This window comes from Corynebacterium callunae (genome assembly GCF_046592015.1).
Classification (GTDB): domain Bacteria; phylum Actinomycetota; class Actinomycetes; order Mycobacteriales; family Mycobacteriaceae; genus Corynebacterium; species Corynebacterium callunae_A.
In genome coordinates this window covers 179,950-203,600 of sequence record NZ_JAWVOB010000005.1, presented here as the reverse complement: position 1 = coordinate 203,600, position 23,651 = coordinate 179,950, and the positions used below count along the sequence as shown (strand labels likewise).

Sequence of the window (23,651 nt, the reverse complement as noted above, 5' to 3'; positions counted from 1 at the left end):
ATGCTCACCCTCGGGGAAGCACTGCGCGATGCCACCTCCACCCTTGAAAAGGCGGGGGTGGCATCGCCACTTAATGACGCCCGTTTGATTGCAGCACACCTCCTTGATTGCGGGCCCCTGGACGTGGCCCTCCATATACGCGATGAGGTGCCCGATGGGTTTGCCGAGGCAATTGCCCGCCGTGCCAAGCGCGAGCCCTTACAGCATATTTTGGGCTCCGCGCCCATGGGACTACTGGATTTGCACGTGGGCCCAGGCGTTTTTATTCCCCGCCCGGAAACCGAAGTCCTCGCTGACTGGGCCGTGCGGCAGGCGAGGGGCGTCGACAAGCCCGTTATTGTTGATCTGTGCACCGGTTCCGGTGCCCTGGCGGCCTACATCGGCCATGAGCTTGTCGACGCCCACCTCACCGCGGTGGAACTCGATCCGGGGGCTTTAACCTGGGCGCGGCGCAACCTCTTGGAATTTGCACCGGAGGTTGACCTGGTCCAGGGGGACGTTACAGATGCACAGCTTTTGCCTTCTCTGCATTCCACGGTGAATATTGTGGTGTCTAATCCACCCTATGTTCCAGAAACTTTGGAGCTTTCACCAGAGGTTTATCAAGACCCACATATGGCCGTTTTTAGTGGTGAAACCGGTATGGATGTCATCGAGGAAATGGTGCATTTGATTTTTAATTTGCTGCGACCCGGGGGAGTGGTTGGGGTAGAACATGATGACACCACCTCAGCCCAGGTGCAGGAAGTTTTCCGCAGTCATGGTGGTTTTGGCAACATTGAGGTCCTCAAAGATCTTGCTGGCCGAGACCGTTTTGTGACAGCGAGTAAGCTGTGATCGTGAGATTTTAAAGGCGCTTAGGTTGCGTGGGCATAGGCTGTGGAATTTGCCTATTTTTTTATAGTTGATTTTTAGTTGAGGAGAAAACCGTGAGCAGAATTTATGATTGCGCAGAGCCAGAAGCTCGGGCTGCCGGACTCAAAGCAGCAGTTGAAGCTGTTAAAGCTGGCCAGCTGGTAGTCCTTCCTACCGATACCCTTTATGGCTTGGGTGCCGATGCCTTCAATAATCAGGCAGTGGCAAACCTCTTGGCCACCAAACACCGCGGCCCAGATATGCCCGTTCCAGTGCTCGTTGGCAGCTGGGATACCATCCAAGGTTTGGTGCAGTCCTACTCTGCACAGGCCAAGGCTCTGGTAGAAGCCTTCTGGCCTGGCGGACTTTCCATCATCGTGCCTCAGGCTCCAAGCCTGCCCTGGAACCTAGGCGATACCCGCGGCACCGTGATGCTGCGTATGCCTTTGCACCCGGTAGCTATTGAATTGCTGCGTCAGACCGGCCCCATGGCAGTATCTTCTGCCAATATTTCTGGCCAGACCCCTCCAAGCACTGTTACCGAGGCGCGCCAGCAGCTCAACCAAAATGTTGCGGTTTACCTTGACGGTGGCGAGTGCGCCATCGGCAAGCCATCCACCATTGTTGATATCTCCGGCGATCACCCCAAGATTCTGCGCGAAGGAGCAATCAGCGCTGAGCGCGTCGGCGAAGTTCTAGGAGTGACGGCAGAGAGCTTGCGCTAAATATGGGAGTCGGTTTTGCGGGAATTCCGCTGCGTGAACTAGGACTAGTAATCCTGGTCGCAGCGGCGATTACCTACCTAAGCACCGGAATTATCAGGATGCTCATGGTCAAAAGTGGCCGCCTCAATGAGATCCGCGATAGGGATGTCCACGTCATGCCCAAACCCCGTCTCGGCGGAGTGGCTATGTTTAGTGGATTTTTGGGTGCGGTATTCCTTGCGGACCAGCTTCCAGCCTTGACAAGAGGCTTTATGCCCATCACTCCAGAGATGAATGCTGTCATTTGGGCAGGCTTTGTCATTGTGGTGGTGGGCGCCCTAGATGATCTTTTTGATCTGGATGCTTTAACCAAGCTGATAGGCCAAATAGTTGGCGCTGTTGCCATGAGCTTATTGGGCTTGACCTGGACAATTTTATATATCCCCTTTGGCGGCGGAACCACGCTCCTTATTGACCAAGTCCAGTCCACAATATTGACAACAGTGTTTACCGTCGCGCTCATTAACGCCCTCAACTTCGTCGATGGACTTGATGGCCTTTCTGCTGGCGTGGGCATGATTGCAGGCGCTGCAATTTTAGTTTTTTCCCTCACTATTCTTTTTGACCAAAATGGTGCTGTATCGGCCTATCCTCCCGCTATTATTGCCGCGGCTTTGGTGGGAATTTGTGCCGGATTTTTGCCCCACAACTTCGAACCTTCACGCATTTTTATGGGTGATTCTGGCTCTATGTTGATTGGTCTTTTATTGGCGGCGGCGTCGACTTCAGCCTCCGGAAAAATCAATATGAGCCTCTACGGCACCGTGGATATCATTGCGCTGATGTCGCCAATCATTGTGGTGCTGGCTGCCGTTGCCATACCGCTGCTGGACTTGATTATGGCCGTGATTCGAAGGGTGGGTAGGGGAAAATCCCCATTTGCTCCCGATAAGATGCACCTGCATCACCGACTGCTGGCCATTGGCCACACCCACCGTCGTGTTGTCCTCGTGCTTTATATGTGGGTAACTGTGGTTGCTTTTGGTGCGGTAAGTTTTTCTATTGTGCCTCCGCTTTTGGCCACCGGACTCACCGTTATTGGACTAGTGCTCGCGGTGGTGTTCACCGCGATTCCAGAGTGGCGCAGTCGGAATCAGATGCCCAGGCATGCAGGCCGAGTCGAACCTTAACCTGCTGCATTAGCGCCCTGTGCTGGTCCCTTGCTTTAGTTCCTTAGCTTGGTTCCAATCGCTGACCTGATTCTTTTAAGACTTTTCACCAAACCCCGGTAGGATTCCTCCACGTGACTAACCAACAGCCTCAGAATTCCAACGCGCAGCCCACGCCAGAGTCTGCGGATTCACCTTTTCAGATCTCCCAATATGATGATCATCGCCGGCCACTGCAGCGAGCAGTGAAGTTCGGAACCATCGCGCTGGTGGTCCTTACTATTGTTTCCCTAGCCATTTGGGGAACTACCCGCGGATTGCCTGGGGTGTGGGGAGTGCTCATTGGCGCTGCTGTTGGCGGTGGTTTTGTGCTCTTGACCGCGCTGAGCGTTTTGGTGACCGCAAACTCCAATGTCACCACCACCGGAGCCGTGGTGTTGGGAAGTTGGTTGCTCAAAATCGTCATTTTGGTCATCGTCTTGGCAGTCATTAAAGATATGACCTTCTATGACAATGTGGCCCTTTTTGTCACTGTGGTGATTGCTCTCTTGGTTGTTCTCCTTACTGAGGTGTGGGGAGTAATTACCTCCAGGGTCACCTACGTGGGCTAAAAATGCTTCTCGACGAACCCCGGGGGCTTTAAGCGCTAGGTGCTTAAAGCCCCCGGGATTTTTGGCTAACACCACATTAGAGGGTAGGGAAGTAGGGGTACCGCAGCTTTTTAATTCATGTGGCAGTTACCACAGGGTCAAAGTGAAAGAGATTAAAACTGCATAACAAAGTACCCTTTTCCAGATGACCGCTGAGAAAAGGGCAGGTAGATTTTAGGTTTTAGCCCATGAATTGCTGGCAAAAATCTGCTTAACTAATTCGCGATTGGCCATATCAGCTACCCCCGTTTACCCGCAAATCGGGCTTTGTGACACACCTAACACCTACTTATCCTTCCCGCTCACACGCTATTTCTTCGAACTAAGTAGTGGGAAGAAGGTTTTGCCCCCGCCCCGCTTGGATAAAAGCTAAAAACACCTGTTAATCTATAACGCGGGTTGAACCGATAAACCTCCCAAGGCAGCAGACACTAAGCCGCAGGGGGTTTTGCGGAGCACGTCCCCTGTGATCGTTGCGCTGATGTGCGACGGAGTCCGTGGCGATTACAGCGAGTTTTTCAGACGTCCATCGCACCGTGCATAAAAAGAGTGCACGGCCCGAACACGGGAGAGAACGCTGAGCGTTACAACACTGTCCATGAAGGGTGAATTTCACAGCCCGAATTTGGACGACGAATTTTTCCCGGGGCACGTAACCGAAGATGGCGGCGTCGTGGACATGTTGTTCACCGATTTCGCCAATGGTTGGTTCGCACTTGATCGCATCATGTTGATCCGTCTGCTTATGACGGCAATCATTGTGATCTTCTTCCTTTTGGCCCTGCGTAAGCCCAAGCTTATTCCGCATGGTGTCCAGAATTTTGCAGAGTATGCGCTCGATTTTGTTCGTATTCACATCGCCGAGGACATCCTTGGAAAGAAGGAAGGCCGTCGGTTCCTACCGATTATCGCCACCATCTTCTTTGCTGCCCTCTTGATGAACCTCACGACCATCATTCCTGGCCTTAATATCTCGCCAAATGCACGTATTGGTTTCCCAATCGTCATGGCTGTTGCAGGCTACATTGCCTTCATCTACGCGGGTTCTAAGCGTTATGGTTTTGCTAAATACGTGAAGTCATCTGTAGTGATTCCGAACATTCCACCTGCACTTCACGTGCTGGTTGTCCCAATTGAGTTCTTCTCTACTTTCATCTTGAGGCCAGTTACTCTGGCGCTTCGTTTGATGGCTAACTTCCTTGCCGGCCACTTGATTCTGGTCCTGCTGTACTCCGCCACGAACTTCTTCTTCTGGCAGATGAACGGTTGGACTGCAATGTCTGGCGTTACTATCATCCTGGCAGTCCTCTTCACCTTGTACGAGCTCATCGTCATCTTCCTGCAGGCATATATCTTCGCTCTGCTGGTTGCTGTCTACATTGAGCTTTCACTGCATGCGGATTCTCACTAGATGAACAAATAAAGGTCGACTAGGCACTGCCTTCATATAGGGGAGTGCACAGCCGAGCGGACCACACGGTCAACTGAATAACCCCACTAAACACTTCACGCCCGACATTCGGGCACCAGAAAGGGAACGACACCTCATGAACGAGATCATCCTGGCTCAGGACGCAACCGAGTCCACCATCACCGGCCTTGGCGCTGTCGGCTACGGCATCGCAACCATCGGCCCAGGCCTCGGCATCGGCATCTTGGTTGGTAAGGCACTCGAGGGCATGGCACGCCAGCCTGAGATGGCCGGACAGCTCCGTACCACCATGTTCCTGGGCATCGCCTTCGTTGAGGCCCTGGCACTGATCGGCCTCGTTGCTGGCTTCCTGTTCTAATCAGCTAACTTAACCGAAAGCTGGTAAACCATGGCGAATCCCATTTACTACCTTGCGCATGCAAACGCAGAGTCCCTTCCTTGGGAAAGTGGCAACTCAATTCTGCTGCCTAAGGCTTATGACATCGTCTGGTCCCTCATCCCGTTTTTGATCATCCTGTTTGTCTTCTGGAAGTTTGTTCTTCCGAAGTTCCAGGAGGTCCTGACCGAGCGTGAGGACCGGATCAAGGGAGGCATTCAGCGTGCCGAGGCCGCACAGGCCGAGGCGAAGGCTGCCCTTGAAAAGTACAACGCACAGCTCGCTGAGGCCCGTACCGAGGCTGCAGAGATCCGTGAGCAGGCGCGCGAGCGCGGCAAGCAGATCGAGGCAGAACTGAAGGAAAAGGCCAACGAAGAGAGCAACCGCATCATCGAGTCCGGAACGAAGCAGCTTCTGGCACAGCGCGAGCAGGTCGTTAGCGAACTGCGCCGCGAAATGGGCCAGAACTCTATCAACCTTGCCGAGCACCTTCTTGGAGATCAGCTCTCCGATAACGTAAAGCGCTCTGGCACGATTGATCGCTTCCTTGCAGACCTCGACTCTGTGGCACCAACCGGAAAGTAGGCGACATGCACGCAGCGAGCCGTGAGGCACTGGCAAAGGTATCGTCCGATTTGGACACTGCTCTTGCAGCAGATAACACCGTGGCAGTAGCCGCCCAGGCTGGAAACGAGCTGTTCGACGTCGTTGAGATTCTTGACGGCGACCGCGCTCTGCGTGTGGCTGTGGCTGATTCCTCCAAGGACGTGCAAAGCCGCGTCGGCCTCATTGAGGCCGTGTTCGGTGGAAAGGTGAGCCCATCTGTTCTCGAGGTCCTCAAGGACGCCGCTGAGCAGACTTGGTCCACCCCACGCGAGTTCCGTGCTGGACTCGTCCGACTTGGCCGTCGTGCCCTGCTTCGCTCAGCTGAGCAGCAGGGTCTCCTCGGCCAGGTTGAAGACGAACTGTTCCGACTAAGCCGCATCTTGGATCGCGAAGGCAAGCTCACTCAGTTGCTTTCCGATCGCACTCAGGAAGCTGCAACTCGCCGCGAACTGCTAGCTAAGGTGCTCTATGGCAAGGTAACTGCTGTTACCGAGGCATTGGCACTGCAGGTTATTGGTCGCCCCGAGCACAACCCAATTGATGACATCGCCGCTTTGGCAGCCAACGTAGCTGAGCTACAAGGTCGCTCCGTGGCATATGTTGTCTCTGCGGTTGAACTGCATGAGGGACAGCAGCAGGCATTAGCCGAAAAGCTGGGACGTATTTATGGTCGTGCGATGAGCATCCACTCCGAGGTTGATACCAGCCTCCTCGGTGGAATGATCATCCGCGTCGGAGACGAAGTAATTGACGGAAGCACCTCGGGTAAGCTCGAGCGCCTTCGTGCAACCTTCGCTTAAAGACACGACGAATTGACAAATTTAGTAATGCTGGAAGAAACAACCGAGAGCAGGAAGAACATGGCGGAGCTGACGATCTCCTCCGATGAGATCCGTAGCGCGATTGCGAACTACACCTCGAGCTACTCCGCGGAGGCCTCCCGTGAGGAGGTCGGCGTGGTTATTTCGGCCGCTGACGGTATTGCCCAGGTTTCGGGCCTTCCGTCTGTAATGGCGAATGAGCTCCTCGAATTCCCGGGCGGCGTCATCGGCGTCGCACAGAACCTCGACACCGATTCCATCGGCGTCGTAATCCTGGGTAACTACGAGCTAATCAAACAAGGCGACCAGGTTCGCCGTACGGGAGACGTACTGTCTATCCCCGTCGGTGATAACTTCCTCGGTCGCGTAATCGACCCTCTGGGCAAGCCAATCGATGGTTTGGGCGAAATCGTAGCTGAAGAGGACCGCGTCCTCGAGCTGCAGGCACCAACCGTGCTGCAGCGTCAGCCTGTCGAAGAGCCTATGGCTACCGGTATCAAGGCTATCGACGCAATGACTCCGATCGGCCGTGGTCAGCGCCAGCTGATCATTGGTGACCGTAAGACCGGTAAGACCGCAGTCTGCATCGACACCATCCTTAACCAGAAGGCTAACTGGGAGACCGGCGACAAGACCAAGCAGGTTCGCTGCATCTACGTCGCAATCGGCCAAAAGGGCTCCACCATTGCAGCCCTGCGTAAGACCCTTGAAGAGCAGGGCGCTCTTGAGTACACCACCATTGTGGCTGCTCCTGCCTCCGATGCTGCTGGCTTTAAGTGGCTTGCACCATTCGCTGGCGCTGCTCTCGCACAGCACTGGATGTATCAGGGCAACCACGTCCTGGTTATCTACGATGATCTCACCAAGCAGGCAGAGGCATACCGTGCCATCTCCCTCTTGCTGCGTCGCCCACCAGGCCGCGAAGCATACCCAGGTGACGTCTTCTACCTGCACTCCCGTCTGCTGGAGCGCGCTGCAAAGCTGTCTGATGATCTAGGCGCAGGTTCCATTACTGCACTGCCAATCATTGAGACCAAGGCAAATGACGTTTCCGCCTTCATTCCTACCAACGTAATTTCCATTACCGACGGTCAGGTATTCCTTGAGTCCGATCTGTTCAACCGTGGCGTTCGCCCGGCTATTAACGTCGGTGTTTCCGTCTCCCGTGTCGGTGGCGCAGCTCAGACCAAGGGCATGAAGAAGGTTGCCGGTTCACTCCGTCTGGACTTGGCTGCTTACCGCGATCTGGAAGCTTTCGCTACCTTCGCATCTGACCTGGACGCTGCCTCCAAGGCACAGCTCGAGCGTGGCCAGCGCCTCGTTCAGCTGCTGATCCAGGCTGAGAACGCTCCTCAGTCCGTTGAGTACCAGATCATTTCTCTGTGGCTCGCTGGCGAAGGCGCATTCGACAACGTCCCCGTCGAAGACGTGCGTCGTTTCGAAACCGAACTGCACGAGTACCTCGGATCCAACGCTGCTCAGGTTTATGAGCAGATCGCAGGCGGCGCTCAGCTGTCTGATGAGTCCAAGGAATCTCTGCTCAAGGCAACTGAGGACTTCAAGGGCTCTTTCCAGACCACTGATGGCACCCCAGTTATCAATGAGCCTGAGGTAGAGGCACTTGACGCAAGCCAGGTTCAGAAGAACCAGCTTTCCGTTTCCCGCAAGGTCAGCAAGAAGTAAAGGCAGCGAGCCTACACTCTATGACTGTCCAAGCAACTGAAGGGAGGCGTGTGAACCATGGCAACAATTCGTGAATTGCGTGACCGAATTCGTTCGGTTAACTCAACCAAGAAGATCACCAAGGCTCAGGAGCTCATCGCCACCTCTCGCATCACCAAGGCACAGGGTCGCGTCGCGGCAGCTGCACCGTACGCCGAGGAAATCCAGCGTGTGCTGGAGCGTCTCGCGTCAGCAAGCTCCCTCGATCACCCCATGCTGCGTGAGCGTGAAGGCGGCAAACGAGCCGCCGTGCTAGTGGTCACCTCTGACCGCGGCATGGCCGGCGGCTACAACCACAACGTGCTGAAGAAGGCTGCGGAGCTGGAAAAGCTCCTCGCTGAGCGCGGCTACGACGTGGTTCGCTATGTCACCGGAAAAAAGGGTGTGGACTACTACAAGTTCCGCGAAGATGCCGTTGCGGGCGCCTGGACTGGATTCTCACAGGATCCAGACTGGAACGCTACCCACAACGTGCGCCGACACCTCATTGATGGCTTTACTGCCACCTCTGATGGCAAGGCCGCATGGCGCGAGGGCTTGAACGTGGCAGAAGGCCAGGATATCCAGGGCTTCGACCAGGTTCACGTGGTCTACACCGAGTTCGTCTCAATGCTGACTCAGAATCCAGTAGTGCACCAGCTGCTGCCAATCGAGCCAGTTATTGAAGACAAAATTTTCGAAAAAGGCGAGGATCTGTTGTCCTCCTCCGGCGATGTCGAGCCAGACTACGACTTCGAACCGGATGCTGACACTTTGCTTGAGGCACTGCTTCCGCAGTACATCTCGCGTCGGCTGTTCTCCATCTTCTTGGAGGCCGCAGCTGCAGAGTCCGCTTCACGTCGAAACGCGATGAAATCTGCTACTGATAACGCAACGGCATTGGTCAAGGACCTGTCCCGTGTGGCCAACCAGGCACGTCAGGCACAGATCACCCAGGAAATCACAGAGATTGTCGGTGGCGCTGGTGCGCTCGCCGACAGCGGAGAAAGTGACTAGATTATGACTACAGCTCTTGAAGAGCAGAACGCACAGCAGGCAGCTACTGCCGGCCGTGTCGTGCGTGTCATTGGCGCGGTCGTCGACGTGGAGTTCCCCCGCGGCGAGCTGCCAGCACTGTACAACGCACTGACTGTCGAGGTCACCCTCGAATCAGTCAAGAAGACCGTCGTTCTCGAGGTTGCACAGCACCTCGGCGACAACCTCATCCGTACCATCGCTATGGCTCCTACCGACGGACTTGTCCGCGGTGCTGCCGTAACCGATACCGGTAAGCCAATCTCCGTTCCAGTCGGCGATGTTGTTAAGGGTCACGTATTCAACGCTCTGGGCGATTGCCTGGACGATGTTTCCCTCAACACCAACCCAGACATCGAGCGTTGGGGCATCCACCGCGAGCCACCATCATTCGATCAGCTCGAGGGTAAGACCGAGATCCTGGAAACCGGCATCAAGGTTATTGACCTTTTGACCCCTTACGTTAAGGGCGGCAAGATTGGTCTCTTCGGTGGTGCAGGTGTGGGTAAGACCGTTCTTATCCAGGAAATGATCACCCGTATCGCTCGCGAATTCTCCGGTACTTCCGTATTCGCAGGCGTTGGTGAGCGTACCCGTGAAGGCACCGACCTCTTCCTCGAAATGGAAGAGATGGGCGTTTTGCAGGACACCGCACTGGTCTTCGGCCAGATGGATGAGCCACCAGGAGTCCGTATGCGCGTGGCACTGTCCGGCCTGACCATGGCTGAGTACTTCCGCGATGTTCAGAACCAGGACGTGCTGTTGTTCATCGACAACATCTTCCGTTTCACCCAGGCAGGTTCTGAGGTTTCCACCCTTCTGGGTCGTATGCCTTCCGCCGTGGGTTACCAGCCAACCTTGGCTGATGAAATGGGTGTGCTCCAGGAGCGTATTACCTCCACCAAGGGTCGTTCTATTACCTCTCTGCAGGCCGTTTACGTTCCTGCCGACGACTACACCGACCCAGCACCAGCGACCACCTTCGCTCACTTGGATGCAACCACCGAGCTTGACCGCTCCATTGCTTCCAAGGGTATTTACCCTGCAGTGAACCCGCTGACCTCTACCTCTCGTATTCTCGAGCCTTCCATTGTGGGCGAGCGTCACTACGAGGTTTCTCAGCGTGTCATCGGCATTCTGCAGAAGAACAAGGAACTCCAGGACATCATCGCCATCCTCGGTATGGACGAACTGTCTGAAGAGGACAAGATCACCGTTGCTCGCGCCCGTCGTATCGAGCGCTTCCTCGGCCAGAACTTCTTCGTTGCAGAAAAGTTCACCGGTCTTCCAGGTTCTTATGTGCCACTGACCGACACCATCGACGCTTTCGAGCGCATCTGCAACGGCGATTTCGACCACTACCCAGAGCAGGCCTTCAACGGCCTCGGTGGTTTGGACGACGTCGAAGCTGCGTACAAGAAGCTGACCGGAAAGTAAGGTAGAGACACATGGCTGAAATCACCGTTGAACTGGTGTCTGTGGAGCGCATGCTCTGGTCGGGTCAGGCCAGCATTGTGACTGCTCAGACCACCGAAGGTGAGATCGGCGTGCTGCCCGATCACGAGCCACTTCTCGGCCAATTGGTCGAGAATGGTGTTGTGACCATCCAGCCGATCAATGGTGACAAGCTTGTCGCTGGCGTATCGGGTGGATTCCTCTCCGTATCCAAGGCAAAGGTGACGATCCTCGCGGACTTCGCCGTCTGGGCGAATGAGGTTGATACCGCATCCGCCGAGGCAGACCTTAATTCGGACGACGAGCTAGTCAAGGCACATGCCGAGGCTGGGCTGCGCGCGGTCCGCCGCAGCAACGAAGGTCTCTAAACCTCCGTTTAGCTGTTAATCGCCCTAGTAGATTTTTTCTACTAGGGCGATTTTCCATTTTTAAGCGCTTCTCGACGCCTCCCACCAGCCTTCCCACACCACCCCGCAAGGGGGTAGGGAGGTGAGCAGACAATTACTGAACCTTGATAACTTTCACCCCCGTTGTGACAATTTTCGCTCTCTGAAACATTGTGGGTAGGATCGTGAGAAATCGTTTTTCTTTCGACAGGGAGGACTTAAGACACCGTGGAATTTATTACCTGGGCCTTGGTGATCATCGCGGTTCTCGCTGTTGTGCTGGCAGGTTGGCGCTTTTTCACCCTGCGTTCCCGTGGCACCACTGTCATTTTGCGCCATTTGCCGCAAACCGGTGTACACGGCTGGCGCCATGGCACTTTGCGCTATAATGCCAATGATCTTGAGTACTTTAAGCTGCGTTCTCTTTCTCCTATGGCTGACCTCATTTTCAACCGCCTTTCGGTATCTCTCCTTGATCGCAGGGAGCCTACTGCCGAAGAGGCGGTTTTTATGTTTGAAGGCTCAAGAGTTATTCATATCAAGTCCAAAAATGAGGAAATTGAGCTAGCTCTCGACGCACATGGGGAGATGGCTTTTACCGCCTGGCTGGAAGCTGCTCCTGATGCTCGCTCCGAACATTCCGTTAGCGCTGAGGATTTCCAGCGCTTCCGCTTTGGCAACAAGGGCACCCAAAAGGGTAAATAATCTCCCAACCTTGTTATGGTGGGTGCATGCGTCTTGTGATCGCCCGTTGTTCAGTTGATTATGTCGGCCGCCTGGAAGCTCACCTTCCCGTGGCCGATCGCCTTTTAATGGTTAAAGCAGATGGATCTGTATCCATCCATGCCGATGACCGTGCATATAAGCCTCTTAACTGGATGACACCGCCGTGCAGCCTTATAGAAACTCCCATTATGGACGTAGACGGCGAGGCCACCGGAGAGCTTCTATGGGTGGTGGAAAACAAAAAGGGAGAACAGCTTCGCATCACCGTGGAGCAGATTCACTCTGAGCAGAATTTTGAGCTCGGCACCGATCCCGGCCTCGTAAAAGACGGCGTAGAGGATCACCTCCAGCAGCTCCTGGCTGAACATATCACCACCCTTGGCGAGGGCTACACTCTAATCCGCCGTGAGTATCCCACAGCTATTGGACCAGTGGATATTTTGTGTCGCAATGCCGATGGTCAAACTGTTGCCGTGGAAATCAAGCGCCGTGGTGGCATTGATGGTGTTGAGCAGTTGAGCCGTTATTTGGAATTGCTCAACCGCGATGAGCTACTCAAGCCTGTCATGGGTATCTTTGCGGCCCAGGAGATTAAGCCACAGGCTAAGACCTTGGCGGAAGATCGTGGCATTAAGTGCGTCACCCTGGACTATCAGGCCCTGCGCGGCATCGAATCTAATGAGCTCACGCTTTTCTAGAGACCCTCATGCCACGTCGAAATAAGCGCACAAATATTCAGCCCTCACATAGTCTGCCTCCAGATGGAGCAGCCTATTGGGGGACCCAAACCCAAGAGGGGCCAAGTTGGTCTTTTGACGAGCCTTATTTGGTGCGCCAAATTGGTTCGGCAGCGGCAAAAAAGTTCTATATCTGTCCTGGTTGCAACCAGAATATTCCACCGGGAGTAGCGCATATCGTGGCGTGGCCTAAGGAAACTGGTGGGCGCGAAGATGATCGCCGGCATTGGCATAAACCGTGCTGGGATCGTCGCTAAAGGGGTAGGGTGGCAGCTATGATTGTTGCCTTTTCTGTTGCCCCCGCAGTTACTGATAATCCCGATGCAGAGATGGCTGATGCTGTCACTGAAGCAATCCGCGTGGTTCGGGCCTCCGGCCTTCCCAATGAAACCAATGCCATGTTCACCCTCATTGAAGGGGAGTGGGATGAGGTTTTTGCCGTCATTAAAGAGGCCACTGAGGCTGTTTCCAAGGTGGCACCGCGTACCTCCTTGGTAATTAAGGCAGATATTCGCCCCGGCCACACCGGACAGCTCACCCGGAAAGTTCAGGCAGTGGAGGAACGTCTAGCTGCCGATCACTAGGATTGTGGACATTAACCGCAATGAAGTAGAAAGCGTGATTTTAAGGTGACTACACCACATCGTTTTGTTAGTGGCGCTATTGATCTAGGTGAAGTAAAAGCTCGTGCCGAGGCGCGTCAAAAAGCGCATGAACAAGGCCCTGCTACCGGTGGCATTGCCACCGCTATTGATGTCACCATGGACAATCTGGAAAATGAGGTCTTACGACGCTCCACCCAGGTCCCAGTTGTTGTGTTGATCGGCACTCCGCGTAGCCCTGATTCTGAGCAGCTCAAGGCGGATTTCACAGCCCTTGCTGCCAACTCTGGCCGGAAGTTTATTTTTGGCTATGTTAATGCCGATACTGATGCCGATGTAGCGCAGGTCTTTGGAATTCAAGGGCTGCCCACCGTTATTGCTATTGCTGCAGGCCGCCCCTTGGCTGACTTTCAGGGCGGACAACCAGCTGAGGCACTCGCAGAGTGGGTGAGCTCCATTACTCAAGCGGTAGGCCCACAATTAGAGGGATTGCCGGACACCGATGTGGATGCTCCAGCGGAAGAGCCAGAGGATCCACGTTTTGAGGCTGCCACCGATGCACTTAATCGCGGTGCATTTGAGGAAGCTATCGCAGTTTATGATGCCATTTTGGCAGAAGAGCCCAAGAACGCCGATGCCAAGCAGGCACGTGATACGGCAAAGCTCTTGGCGCGTTTGAGCACTGTGGCTCCGGGAGAGGAGGTGATCGCCGCTGCAGATGCTGATCCCACCTCAGTGGAAAAGGCTTTTGCCGCCGCCGATACTGCCGTGGTTAATGGCGCACCAGAAAAGGCCTTTGACCGCCTAATTGCGTTATTGATGGCTACTGCTGGCGATGAAAAAGCAGCGGTTAAAGACCGTCTACTCGAGCTCTTTGGCATGTTTGAGGCCACTGATCCTCGCGTGCTGACTGCACGTGGACAGATGGCCAGCGCCCTGTTCTAACTCTCAGCACACTAGACCGCCCTGCACGTTTTCCGTACAGGGCGGTTTATTTTTCACCTTGACTAATATAGACAGATTTGTCTATATATCCCCAATGATAGGTGAGAGTAACTGCTAGAGATACTTTTTTCCAGCTTGGTTGAAACTCTTACTAGTAGACTATGTAGTCTGTTTATATTGTGTCATGACGTTGACATTCCACTGGTTCCTATCCACTTCCGGCGATTCCCGCGGCATTATCGGCGGCGGCCACGGTGCTGAAAAAACTGGCACCTCCCGTCCTTTAAGCCATATTTACCTCAAGCAAATGGCCTTGGCAGCAGAGACCAATGGTTTTGAATCTGTGCTTACTCCCACCGGCACTTGGTGCGAGGATGCCTGGATCACCGATGCTTCCCTCATTGACGCCACCGATAAGCTGAAGTTCTTGGTCGCTTTGCGTCCCGGTCAAATCGGACCAACCCTCTCCGCTCAGATGGCATCCACCTTCCAGCGTCTATCCAATAACCGCCTGCTCATTAACGTGGTCACCGGCGGTGAGGATGCGGAACAGCGCGCTTATGGAGACTTCCTCAATAAGGAAGAACGTTATGAGCGCTGTGGCGAGTTCTTGGACATCGTCACCAACCTGTGGCGCGGCGAGACCGTTAACTTTAAGGGCAAACACCTGCAGGTAGAGAATGCACATCTGGTTAATCCTCCAGAGGTCATCCCACCAGTGTTGTTCGGTGGCTCCTCCGCAGCAGCCGGCACGGTTGCCTCCCAATTTGCAGATACCTACCTCACCTGGGGTGAATTGCCAGTGCAGGTAGGGGAGAAGATCAACTGGATTAACGGCCTTGCTGAAAAGCACAATCGCACCGTGTCCCACGGCATCCGCTTCCATGTGATTAGCCGCGACACCGCTGAGGAAGCATGGGATGTGGCTGAAAAGCTCATCGCCCATGTCACTCCAGAGCAGGTAGCAAAGGCACAGGCTGGTTTTGCAAGCTCCGCTTCAGAGGGACAGCGTCGCATGGCTGAGCTGCACGGCAAGGGCCAGATCTTTAACGCTCGCACCGCAGCGCGTGATCTTGAGGTTTATCCCAATGTCTGGGCTGGTGTGGGTCTACTGCGCGGTGGCGCTGGTACCGCACTTGTTGGTTCACATAGCGAGGTTGCCGATCGCATCCAAGAATATGCAGCACTTGGCCTAGACAACTTCGTGCTCTCCGGATACCCCAACTTGGAAGAGGCCTTCTACTTCGGTGAAGGCGTTATCCCAGAACTGTTGCGCCGTGGCGTAGCAGTTAAAAACCACCCAGCCCCACAGCAAACACCCGCCCGCGCGCTGGCCGCGGTGGACTAACCGCGGCGAATTACCCCCGCCAAGCTCGCGTCGACAAGCATCTTTAAAGGACCTCTCATGACTGCACTCGCAACTCGCCCTCGGCCTAAAGTGGCCGTGCCCACCCGCCTAATTTCGCCGCTGGTACTGCTGGTGCTGTGGCAGCTGGGTTCGATGCTCGGGCTGATCTCCGAGCGCGTCCTGCCCGCGCCGGTCACCATTGCCGGCGCAGGCTGGGAGGTGCTGGCTAACGGCAAGCTTGTCGACGCTTTGCTGGTGTCTGGGCAGCGCGTCATCATCGGATTTTTGATTGGCGCGATTGTCGGAATTAGTCTCGGCGTGCTTACCGGAATGTCACGCCTGGCCGATACCGCCATCGACCCACTGCTGCAGGCCGCGCGCGCACTGCCGCACCTGGGTTTGGTCCCGCTCTTTATTATCTGGTTCGGCATTGGCGAACTACCCAAGGTGCTCATTATTAGCCTCGGTGTGCTGTTCCCGCTGTACCTCAACACTGCCAGCGGATTCCGCCAAATTGATCCCAAGCTGCTAGAAGCTGGCCAGGTTATGGGCTTTAGTGTCCGCCAAAATCTGCGCAATATCGTTATTCCTTCCGCCGCCCCGCAGCTTTTTGTAGGTCTGCGTCAGGCAAGTGCTGCAGCGTGGCTCTCCCTGATTGTTGCTGAACAGGTTAATGCTCGCGAAGGACTGGGCTTCCTGATTAACAACGCCCGTGATTTCTACCGCACCGACCTCGTCATCTTCGGCCTGATTGTTTATGCCACCCTCGGCCTCCTTTCAGAAGCACTCATTCGTGCTTGGGAACGCCACACCTTCCGTTACCGCACCACCGATTCCGCAAAGTAGAAAACAATGACTTCCACACTTTCCGCCCCCACCCAACTTAAATCTGCTGCTCGAGTACATAACCTGCGCAAGTCCTATGGCTCCAAAGAAGTGCTGCGCGGCATTGACTTTAACATCGCTCCTGGCGAGGTCGTAGCACTAATCGGCCGCTCCGGTTCCGGAAAATCCACCATCCTGCGCGTTTTGGCCGGACTCTCTGGTGCGCATAGTGGCACCGTTGAAGTTGCTGGTAATCCCGCTGTGGCTTTCCAAGAACCCCGCCTCTTGCCGTGGAAAACGGTGGTAGAAAATGTGGCCTTTGGGCTCAACCGCAGCCCCTTGTCTTGGGAGGAAGCCCGCCAGCAGGCAAGTGCCTTGTTGCAGGAAGTAAACCTTCCAGATTCTGATGATGCCTGGCCACTGACCTTAAGCGGTGGCCAAGCCCAGCGAGTGTCCCTCGCCCGCGCGCTTATCTCCGAGCCACAATTGTTGCTGCTTGATGAACCCTTTGGTGCTCTTGACGCACTAACTCGCCTCACCGCGCAGGAACTGTTGTTGCGCACTGTGGCTGCCCGCAACCTAGGTGTGCTGCTGGTTACCCACGATGTAGCTGAGGCCGTAGCCCTTGCCGATCACGTCATTTTGCTTGATGAAGGCGAAATCACCCACACCCTGCAGGTCAATATTCCAGGACCAAAGCACACCCGCCGTGCCCATCCCAGCTTTGGTGCTCATACCGCACAGCTTTTGGAATGGCTCGAAATTACCACTCCCGCCTAAACCTCATTAAATGTATTTAAGGAATCTTTAAACCAATGAAAAAGCACAAGATTATCTTCGCCACCGCTCTGGTCGCCCTCGGCTTGGGTGTTAGCTCCTGCTCCTCAGCATCTAGTGAGACCCAAACCAATGCCGATGGCAGCGTGGATCTCTCTAATGTGACGCTTAAGGTGGGAGATCAGATTGCCGGCACCGAGCAAGTTCTGGCTGCCTCTGGCGAACTAGATGATCTGCCTTATGACATTGAGTGGTCATCTTTTACCTCCGGCCCGCCACAGATTGAAGCCCTAAATGCCGGTCAAATTGACTTCGCCATCACCGGAAATACCCCTCCAATTATTGGTGGACCAACCAACACCAAGGTGGTAGCTGCCTATAACAACCAGGCGCTTGGCGATGCCATTTTGATCTCCCCAGATTCCACCATTTCCAGCGTGGCAGACCTTAAAGGCAAGAAGGTTGCCGTTGCACGTGGTTCCAGTGCCCATGGACACCTGATCTTGCAGCTGGAGAAGGCCGGAGTCAGTGTTGATGAAGTAGAGCTGAACCTGCTGCAGCCCTCTGATGCCAAGGCCGCCTTCCAAAATGGTCAGGTAGATGCCTGGGCAGTGTGGGATCCATATACCGCGCAGGCAGAGCTTGAAGGTGCCAAGATTTTGGTCAACGCCGCTGGTGTTTCTGCCGGTTATGGCTTTGGTGTTGCAAGTGATGAGGCTTTGGCTGACCCAGCCAAGGAAGCTGCCCTTGATGATCTTCTCGATCGCGTAGCCGAGGCCTATGTCTGGGCTCAGGACAATAAAGACGAGTGGGCTGAAATCTACGCCCAGGAATCAGGCTTTGACCCCGAGGCCTCCAAGCTAAATACCCGCAGCTTGCGTCTGCAGGTGCCACTTGATGATGAGGTTAATACCTACCAAAATGCGCTTATCGGATCCTTTGTTAGCGCTGGTCTCCTGGAGTACTTCGATTTTGACACCATTGTGGACCGTCGCTTTGAAAGCTAAATAAACAGCTTAAGGCTACAAAGAGGGGTGCCCCGCACAGTGATTCTGTGCTAGGCACCCCTTTCTTAGTTTGTTAGTGCTTTCAGGGCTCTCTGGGGTTTAGCCTTCCCAGGAGTAGTACTGCGCACTCATGGCCGGAATATCCAGCTTGAGGGAGTGAGGGAATCCATCCCAACCGGTATCGGAGGCTGTAAGGGAGGCAGCCAGCGTATTATCAGCACCGTAGTACTTGGCCTCATCGGTATTGAGAACTCGTTTCCAGGTACCACCAGCTGGAACGCCCAAAACGTAATCCTTTTGCGGGGTGCCAGAAAAGTTAAACACACAAAGCATCTGGGAATCATCGGTACCAAAGCGGGTGAAGGCCAAAATATTATTGGCAGCATCATCAGCCTTATTCCAGGTAAAGCCTTCACCCTGGAAGTCTTGGGTGTGCAGGGCAGGCGCTGAGGTATAGGTGTGGTTGAGCTCGCGCAGCAACTCACGAATCGCCTCGTGGTACTCGCCCTGCCAGCCATCAACCAATTCCCATGGCAAACCCTTGGCCTCGGACCACTCATCGGTCTGGCCGATCTCTTGGCCCATAAACAGCAACTTCTTGCCTGGGTGTGCCCACATATAAGCCAAGAGGGTACGTAGACCTGCGGCTTTATTCCAGGTATCACCTGGCATTCTGGTCCACAAGGATCCCTTGCCGTGTACTACCTCATCATGGGAGATCGGCAGTACAAAGCGCTCAGAGAAGGCATAAACTAGGGAGAAGGTAAGCTCATTGTGGTGGAATGCGCGGTGAATAGGATCCTTGGAGAAGTACTCCAAGGTGTCATTCATCCAGCCCATATTCCACTTGAGGGAGAAGCCTAAGCCACCATCCCAGGTAGGAGCAGTAACTCCGGGCCAGGAGGTGGATTCCTCAGCAATGGTCAGTGCTCCCGGGTGCAGGCGCAGCAGGGTGGCGTTCATTTCCTGCAGGAACTGCACAGCTTCAAGGTTTTCACGGCCACCAAAGATATTGGGCTCCCACTCGCCAGCTTCGCGGGAGTAGTCCAAGTACAACATGGAGGCAACAGCATCCACGCGCAGGCCATCGATGTGGAATTCATCAATCCAGTACAGTGCATTAGCTACCAGGAAGTTGCGGACCTCATTGCGGCCGAAGTCAAAGACATAGGTGCCCCAGTCTTTTTGTTCACCGCGGCGCCAGTCAGGGTGCTCATAAAGAGCTTCGCCATCAAAGCGGGCAAGAGCCCAGTCATCCTTGGGGAAGTGCGCTGGCACCCAGTCCATAATGACGCCAATGCCACGGGCGTGGAAGGCATCAACAAGGGCGCGGAATTCATCGGCGGTACCCCACCTAGAGGTGGGTGCATAGTAGCCGGATACCTGATAGCCCCAAGATCCGCCGAAGGGGTGCTCGGAAACAGGCATAAATTCCACGTGGGTATAACCAAGATCTGCCACATAGTCCACCAGTTCAGTGGCAAGGTCCGCGTAGGTGCGGCCCCAACGCCAAGAACCCAGGTGCACTTCATACACACTCATGGGGGAGTTGGCAGGATCGCTGCTAGCACGCTGCTCCAGCCACTGGGCATCCTTCCACTCATAGGTGGAATCGACCACAATGGAGCCGGTTGCCGGTGGAATTTCGGCAGCTCGGGCCATCGGATCGGCCTTATCGCGGCGGTGACCGGCCTTGGTTTGGATAGCAAATTTATACACTTCGCCAGCACCAATGCCCGGAATAAAGAGTTCCCAGAGTCCAGAACCACCCATGGAGCGCATGGGGTGCTGGGAAGCATTCCAGCCGTTAAAACCACCAACTACGGCTACACCAATGGCATTGGGTGCCCACACCGAAAAGGCGGTGCCAGAGACTGTTCCCAAAGGAGTTTCATAGGTCTTGATATGAGAGCCCAATACCTCCCAGAGGCGCTCATGGCGGCCCTCGGAAATGAGGTAGATATCAAGTTCGCCCAGGGTCGGCAGGAAGAAGTAGGGGTCTGCTTTAATCTGTGGAGCTTGACCAGGCCAGGTAATGCGCAGACGGTAGTCCACGGATTCGCGGTATTCCAGCTCCACCGCAAAGATGTCATCACTAAGGGCAATCATGTCGAAGCTGGTGCCGTCAACGAGCAACTCCACCTTTTCCGCGCCGATTTGGCGGGTGCGCACCACAGACCCATTAGCCAGCGCATGCCAGCCATAAAAACCATGGGGATCGTGGTGGCTGCAGTGTTGCAGTCGGACCAGGTCATCCGCAGGAATTTGCAAGTGGCTAGCGGGATCAACAGTCATAGATAAAAGTCCTTTTAACGGGGGAAACTCTAAAAAATTTAAGGTCTACGTTCGAAAGTACCGGAGTTCACACAGCTGGGGGCGGTTATGAGAAACCCGCCCCCAGGAAGGTGGGACTTTAGGCGCGGTATTCCTCAATCTGGCGCCAGGCTACTGGCTCACGGCGTGCAGCTGGAAGCTCAGGCAACACGAAGATATGGGCTACATCGCGCAATGGCTCCAAGCGGACAAAGTTGCTCTCGCCCCAGAGGTAACGAGCACCAGTGATGGCATCGCGGACTTCAAATTGCGCGCCCTTGTCCAGACCCAAAGCAGCCATATCCAGGTGCACGGTGGCCTCGCGGGCACTACGTGGATCCAGGTTCACAACCACCAAAACGGTATTGCCAGTAAGTGCATCAACCTTGGAGTAAGCAATGATTTGGTCATTGTCTGCCTCATGGAAGTGCAGATTGCGCAGCTGTTGCAAGGCAGGGTTGGAACGACGGATCTTATTAAGCAGTCCGATGTACTCTTCCAAGGAATCGCCACGTCGCAAAGCGCCTTCAAAATCGCGCGGACGGAGTTCATACTTCTCAGAGTCCAAGTATTCCTCAGAACCAGGCTTAACAGCTTCGTGCTCAAAGAGCTCATAGCCGGAGTACACACCCCAGAGCGGGGACAAGGTAGCAGCTAGGGCAGCGCGGATAGCAAACATGGCGCGTCCCCCATGCTGCAAGGATTCATGCAGGATATCTGGGGTGTTCACAAAGAGGTTGGGGCGTGCCACATCGGACATGCGCGCAATTTCATTGCCAAACTCGGTGAGCTCTTCCTTGGACACCTTCCAGGTGAAGTAGGAGTAGGACTGGGAGAAGCCAATCTTAGCCAGGCCATAAAGGCGCGCCGGGCGAGTGAAAGCCTCGGCCAAGAAAATAACCTCAGGGTTGCTCTCATGGATCTTGGCGATTAACCATTGCCAGAAATTCGCAGGCTTGGTGTGTGGGTTATCCACGCGGAATGTTGTCACACCCAGATCCACCCAGAACTTCACTACGCGGTAGATTTCCTGGTAAATCTTCTCCGGCGCATTATCAAAGTTCAGGGGATAAATATCTTGGTACTTCTTAGGTGGGTTTTCAGCATAGGCAATAGTGCCATCGGCCAGCACGGTGAAGAAGTCCTGGTGCTCCTGAGCCCAAGGGTGATCAGGAGCAGCCTGCAGGGCCAGGTCCAACGCGATTTCCAGGTTCAATTCCCGAGCACGCGCAATCAGTGCCTTGAAATCTTCCTCGGTGCCCAATTCTGGGTGGAAGGCATCATGGCCACCATGCTTGGAGCCGATGGCCCAAGGAGAGCCCACATCATGTGGCTCTGGGGTCAAGGTGTTGTTGCGGCCCTTGCGGTTAACCTCACCGATGGGGTGAATAGGAGGGAAGTAGACGGTATCAAAGCCCATGCGTGCCACGCGGTCCAAAGACGCCGCAGTGGTGGCAAAGGTGCCGTGCACTGGGGTGCCAGTGTGGTCCCAACCACCGGTTGAGCGGGGGAACAACTCATACCAGGAGTTCACCAACGCTTCTCGACGCTCCACTGCGACCTGCAAGTTAGCGCCGCGGGTGAGTAACTCACGCAGGGGGTTAAGCTCCAACAACTGCAAGACCGGCGCCGATAGCGCTGGGGCGATGCGCGCGCGCAGATCACCGCCACGCCTGAGCACAGAGGCGACGTCGAGAAGCGTTATTCTTTCGGCCTTCGGCAGGTTAATTGCCGCAGCCTCAAAAAGCTGTGCGCCGTGCTCGAGGTCATTATAAAGTTCTTCCGGGGACTGACCAGCCTCAATTTTGGTGGTCACCGCATGGCGCCAGGTGGCCATGGGATCCGACCATGCATCCACACGGAAAGTCCACAAACCAGGCACATCAGGGACAAAAAAGGCATTGGCCTGGTCCTGATTATTAGGAGTTGGACGCATCGGAATCTGGATGGGCTCGGCTGCAATTGCTGAATCCTCAGGACCCTGCACGTTCAAGGTCGCAGCAATAGCATCGTGGCCTTCACGCCACACCACTGCAGATACGGGAACAATTTCCCCGACCACAGCCTTTGCTGGGTTTCCATCTAAGAGCTGGGGACGAACATCATCGATTCCGAGACGGCCAGTCACAGTTTTCTCCTCAAAACGCGGTATGAAGTGCTGCAGGTTGCATTACTTAAAAACTCGAAGGCAGCTACCGGGGGTAGTTCCACCGGCGCAAACCCTCCCAAAAGTTTAACGGAGCTGTGTCAGTTCCACACGGAAGCAGAGAAATCAGCCAAGATAGAAGACGTGACTAATACTTCCAATAACCCCGCAGCAGCAGCCCACACCCCTATTGAAGAGGAATATAACGAAGACCTCCTCATTGACTTCAAGGGTGTGGTGTTTAAGCGTGATGGTCGAAACTTGGTCGGCCCTGTCGATTGGCAGGTCGAATTAGACGAGCGTTGGGTCATTATTGGACCCAATGGTGCGGGTAAAACCACCCTCATCCGCATGGCTGCGGCCGAGGAATTTCCCTCCGGCGGTGTGGCCCGCATTATGGGTGAAAGAATTGGCAAAACCGATATGCGCGATCTCCGCGCCATGATCGGCGTTAGCTCCTCCGCCCTCGGCAACCGCATTCCGCCCGAGGAAAAAGTGGCAGACCTCGTTATTTCCGCAGGTTATGCCATCTTGGGGCGCTGGCGCGAAGACTATGATGAAATGGACTTCGGCCAAGCAACCACCATTTTGGAACAGGTCGGCGCCATGCACCTGGCCGACCGCAACTGGGGCACCCTCTCTGAAGGTGAGCGCAAGCGCGTGTTGGTTGCCCGCGCACTGATGACCAACCCAGAACTCCTCATCCTCGATGAACCCACTGCCGGTATGGATCTGGGTGGACGTGAAGACTTGGTGGCCTACCTTGGCGAACTAGCCATGGACCCCGATGCCCCCGCCATCGTTATGATCACCCACCACGTGGAAGAAATCCCCGCCGGCTTCACCCACGCACTGCTGCTCGATGAGGGCGAAATTGTAGCCCAGGGACTTATCAACTCTGTGCTTACCAATGAAAACCTGTCTAAGGCATTCCACCAACCTATCCAGGTGGATCGCATTGGAGAACGCTACTTTGCCAGGCGCGTGCGCACGGCACGAAGCCACCGCGCCTAAAATGGCTCATTATTAAGGCAA

General features: G+C 54.9%; 24 protein-coding genes. 22 read left to right on the top strand and 2 right to left on the bottom strand.

Going from position 1 to position 23,651, the window contains the following annotated elements:
- From prmC to SFC07_RS07670, 21 genes are all read left to right on the top strand, one after another.
- Positions 1-837, top strand: a complete 837-nt coding sequence (gene prmC / locus SFC07_RS07770; protein ID WP_411207655.1) for a peptide chain release factor N(5)-glutamine methyltransferase — start codon at positions 1-3, stop codon at positions 835-837.
- Between the two features lie 92 nt (positions 838-929).
- The gene (locus SFC07_RS07765; RefSeq protein WP_411207654.1) at positions 930-1,580 is read left to right on the top strand and encodes an L-threonylcarbamoyladenylate synthase; all 651 of its coding nucleotides are present in this window, start codon (positions 930-932) and stop codon (positions 1,578-1,580) included.
- 2 nt (positions 1,581-1,582) lie between these two features.
- On the top strand, positions 1,583-2,749 hold the full coding sequence (locus SFC07_RS07760; RefSeq protein ID WP_411207652.1) for an MraY family glycosyltransferase: 1,167 nt from the start codon (positions 1,583-1,585) through the stop codon (positions 2,747-2,749).
- A gap of 182 nt (positions 2,750-2,931) precedes the next feature.
- Positions 2,932-3,339 carry a hypothetical protein gene (locus SFC07_RS07755; RefSeq protein ID WP_411207680.1) on the top strand — a complete coding sequence of 136 codons (408 nt, stop codon included), beginning with the start codon at positions 2,932-2,934 and terminating at the stop codon, positions 3,337-3,339.
- Between the two features lie 637 nt (positions 3,340-3,976).
- Positions 3,977-4,789, top strand: coding sequence for a F0F1 ATP synthase subunit A (gene atpB, locus SFC07_RS07750; protein ID WP_411207651.1), 813 nt, complete (start codon positions 3,977-3,979; stop codon positions 4,787-4,789).
- 136 nt (positions 4,790-4,925) lie between these two features.
- A complete protein-coding gene (locus tag SFC07_RS07745; protein ID WP_003854855.1) occupies positions 4,926-5,168 on the top strand; it encodes an ATP synthase F0 subunit C in 243 nt (80 codons plus the stop codon).
- Between the two features lie 30 nt (positions 5,169-5,198).
- Positions 5,199-5,771 (top strand): F0F1 ATP synthase subunit B, encoded by a 573-nt coding sequence (locus SFC07_RS07740; RefSeq protein ID WP_411207650.1) that lies wholly within the window; start codon positions 5,199-5,201, stop codon positions 5,769-5,771.
- Positions 5,772-5,776: 5 nt separating this feature from the next.
- The gene (locus tag SFC07_RS07735) at positions 5,777-6,592 is read left to right on the top strand and encodes a F0F1 ATP synthase subunit delta (protein WP_411207649.1); all 816 of its coding nucleotides are present in this window, start codon (positions 5,777-5,779) and stop codon (positions 6,590-6,592) included.
- A gap of 60 nt (positions 6,593-6,652) precedes the next feature.
- Positions 6,653-8,296: a F0F1 ATP synthase subunit alpha gene (gene atpA / locus SFC07_RS07730; protein WP_411207679.1), complete on the top strand. Its 1,644-nt coding sequence runs from the start codon at positions 6,653-6,655 to the stop codon at positions 8,294-8,296.
- Positions 8,297-8,353: 57 nt separating this feature from the next.
- Positions 8,354-9,331 (top strand): F0F1 ATP synthase subunit gamma, encoded by a 978-nt coding sequence (locus tag SFC07_RS07725; protein ID WP_411207648.1) that lies wholly within the window; start codon positions 8,354-8,356, stop codon positions 9,329-9,331.
- A 3-nt stretch (positions 9,332-9,334) separates the two neighbouring features.
- A complete protein-coding gene (gene atpD, locus SFC07_RS07720; RefSeq protein WP_411207647.1) occupies positions 9,335-10,786 on the top strand; it encodes a F0F1 ATP synthase subunit beta in 1,452 nt (483 codons plus the stop codon).
- 11 nt (positions 10,787-10,797) lie between these two features.
- The gene (locus SFC07_RS07715; RefSeq protein ID WP_411207646.1) at positions 10,798-11,172 is read left to right on the top strand and encodes a F0F1 ATP synthase subunit epsilon; all 375 of its coding nucleotides are present in this window, start codon (positions 10,798-10,800) and stop codon (positions 11,170-11,172) included.
- 246 nt (positions 11,173-11,418) lie between these two features.
- The gene (locus tag SFC07_RS07710; protein ID WP_411207645.1) at positions 11,419-11,895 is read left to right on the top strand and encodes a DUF2550 domain-containing protein; all 477 of its coding nucleotides are present in this window, start codon (positions 11,419-11,421) and stop codon (positions 11,893-11,895) included.
- A gap of 26 nt (positions 11,896-11,921) precedes the next feature.
- Positions 11,922-12,614 carry an endonuclease NucS gene (gene nucS / locus SFC07_RS07705; RefSeq protein ID WP_411207644.1) on the top strand — a complete coding sequence of 231 codons (693 nt, stop codon included), beginning with the start codon at positions 11,922-11,924 and terminating at the stop codon, positions 12,612-12,614.
- Between the two features lie 8 nt (positions 12,615-12,622).
- Positions 12,623-12,910: a hypothetical protein gene (locus tag SFC07_RS07700; protein ID WP_411207643.1), complete on the top strand. Its 288-nt coding sequence runs from the start codon at positions 12,623-12,625 to the stop codon at positions 12,908-12,910.
- Between the two features lie 18 nt (positions 12,911-12,928).
- Entirely contained in the window at positions 12,929-13,237 is a 309-nt protein-coding gene (locus tag SFC07_RS07695; protein WP_411207642.1) for an MTH1187 family thiamine-binding protein, read from the top strand.
- Positions 13,238-13,282: 45 nt separating this feature from the next.
- The gene (locus SFC07_RS07690; RefSeq protein WP_411207641.1) at positions 13,283-14,200 is read left to right on the top strand and encodes a tetratricopeptide repeat protein; all 918 of its coding nucleotides are present in this window, start codon (positions 13,283-13,285) and stop codon (positions 14,198-14,200) included.
- A gap of 184 nt (positions 14,201-14,384) precedes the next feature.
- Positions 14,385-15,548 (top strand): LLM class flavin-dependent oxidoreductase, encoded by a 1,164-nt coding sequence (locus tag SFC07_RS07685; RefSeq protein WP_411207640.1) that lies wholly within the window; start codon positions 14,385-14,387, stop codon positions 15,546-15,548.
- Between the two features lie 57 nt (positions 15,549-15,605).
- Positions 15,606-16,394 (top strand): ABC transporter permease, encoded by a 789-nt coding sequence (locus SFC07_RS07680; protein ID WP_411207639.1) that lies wholly within the window; start codon positions 15,606-15,608, stop codon positions 16,392-16,394.
- 6 nt (positions 16,395-16,400) lie between these two features.
- Positions 16,401-17,153 (top strand): ABC transporter ATP-binding protein, encoded by a 753-nt coding sequence (locus SFC07_RS07675; protein ID WP_411207638.1) that lies wholly within the window; start codon positions 16,401-16,403, stop codon positions 17,151-17,153.
- A gap of 35 nt (positions 17,154-17,188) precedes the next feature.
- Positions 17,189-18,157, top strand: coding sequence for an ABC transporter substrate-binding protein (locus tag SFC07_RS07670; RefSeq protein WP_411207637.1), 969 nt, complete (start codon positions 17,189-17,191; stop codon positions 18,155-18,157).
- Between the two features lie 99 nt (positions 18,158-18,256).
- On the opposite strand, the gene glgB is transcribed toward SFC07_RS07670, so the two are convergent.
- The gene (gene glgB, locus SFC07_RS07665; RefSeq protein WP_411207636.1) at positions 18,257-20,452 is read right to left on the bottom strand and encodes a 1,4-alpha-glucan branching protein GlgB; all 2,196 of its coding nucleotides are present in this window, start codon (positions 20,450-20,452) and stop codon (positions 18,257-18,259) included.
- A gap of 118 nt (positions 20,453-20,570) precedes the next feature.
- The gene (locus SFC07_RS07660) at positions 20,571-22,598 is read right to left on the bottom strand and encodes an alpha-1,4-glucan--maltose-1-phosphate maltosyltransferase (RefSeq protein ID WP_411207635.1); all 2,028 of its coding nucleotides are present in this window, start codon (positions 22,596-22,598) and stop codon (positions 20,571-20,573) included.
- Between the two features lie 153 nt (positions 22,599-22,751).
- Here SFC07_RS07660 and SFC07_RS07655 point away from each other — a divergent pair, with 153 nt between their 5' ends.
- Entirely contained in the window at positions 22,752-23,630 is an 879-nt protein-coding gene (locus SFC07_RS07655; protein WP_411207678.1) for an ABC transporter ATP-binding protein, read from the top strand.
- Positions 23,631-23,651 lie beyond the last annotated feature (21 nt).

Bases quoted from the DNA above. Each gene is read 5' to 3' on its own strand.
- prmC (WP_411207655.1), top strand. From the start codon at position 1: ATGCTCACCCTCGGGGAAGCACTGCGCGATGCCACCTCCACCCTTGAA.
- SFC07_RS07760 (WP_411207652.1), top strand. From the start codon at position 1,583: ATGGGAGTCGGTTTTGCGGGAATTCCGCTGCGTGAACTAGGACTAGTA.
- atpB (WP_411207651.1), top strand. From the start codon at position 3,977: ATGAAGGGTGAATTTCACAGCCCGAATTTGGACGACGAATTTTTCCCG.
- SFC07_RS07745 (WP_003854855.1), top strand. From the start codon at position 4,926: ATGAACGAGATCATCCTGGCTCAGGACGCAACCGAGTCCACCATCACC.
- SFC07_RS07740 (WP_411207650.1), top strand. From the start codon at position 5,199: ATGGCGAATCCCATTTACTACCTTGCGCATGCAAACGCAGAGTCCCTT.
- SFC07_RS07735 (WP_411207649.1), top strand. From the start codon at position 5,777: ATGCACGCAGCGAGCCGTGAGGCACTGGCAAAGGTATCGTCCGATTTG.
- atpA (WP_411207679.1), top strand. From the start codon at position 6,653: ATGGCGGAGCTGACGATCTCCTCCGATGAGATCCGTAGCGCGATTGCG.
- SFC07_RS07725 (WP_411207648.1), top strand. From the start codon at position 8,354: ATGGCAACAATTCGTGAATTGCGTGACCGAATTCGTTCGGTTAACTCA.
- atpD (WP_411207647.1), top strand. From the start codon at position 9,335: ATGACTACAGCTCTTGAAGAGCAGAACGCACAGCAGGCAGCTACTGCC.
- SFC07_RS07715 (WP_411207646.1), top strand. From the start codon at position 10,798: ATGGCTGAAATCACCGTTGAACTGGTGTCTGTGGAGCGCATGCTCTGG.
- nucS (WP_411207644.1), top strand. From the start codon at position 11,922: ATGCGTCTTGTGATCGCCCGTTGTTCAGTTGATTATGTCGGCCGCCTG.
- SFC07_RS07700 (WP_411207643.1), top strand. From the start codon at position 12,623: ATGCCACGTCGAAATAAGCGCACAAATATTCAGCCCTCACATAGTCTG.
- SFC07_RS07695 (WP_411207642.1), top strand. From the start codon at position 12,929: ATGATTGTTGCCTTTTCTGTTGCCCCCGCAGTTACTGATAATCCCGAT.
- SFC07_RS07685 (WP_411207640.1), top strand. From the start codon at position 14,385: ATGACGTTGACATTCCACTGGTTCCTATCCACTTCCGGCGATTCCCGC.
- SFC07_RS07680 (WP_411207639.1), top strand. From the start codon at position 15,606: ATGACTGCACTCGCAACTCGCCCTCGGCCTAAAGTGGCCGTGCCCACC.
- SFC07_RS07675 (WP_411207638.1), top strand. From the start codon at position 16,401: ATGACTTCCACACTTTCCGCCCCCACCCAACTTAAATCTGCTGCTCGA.
- SFC07_RS07670 (WP_411207637.1), top strand. From the start codon at position 17,189: ATGAAAAAGCACAAGATTATCTTCGCCACCGCTCTGGTCGCCCTCGGC.
- glgB (WP_411207636.1), bottom strand. From the start codon at position 20,452: ATGACTGTTGATCCCGCTAGCCACTTGCAAATTCCTGCGGATGACCTG.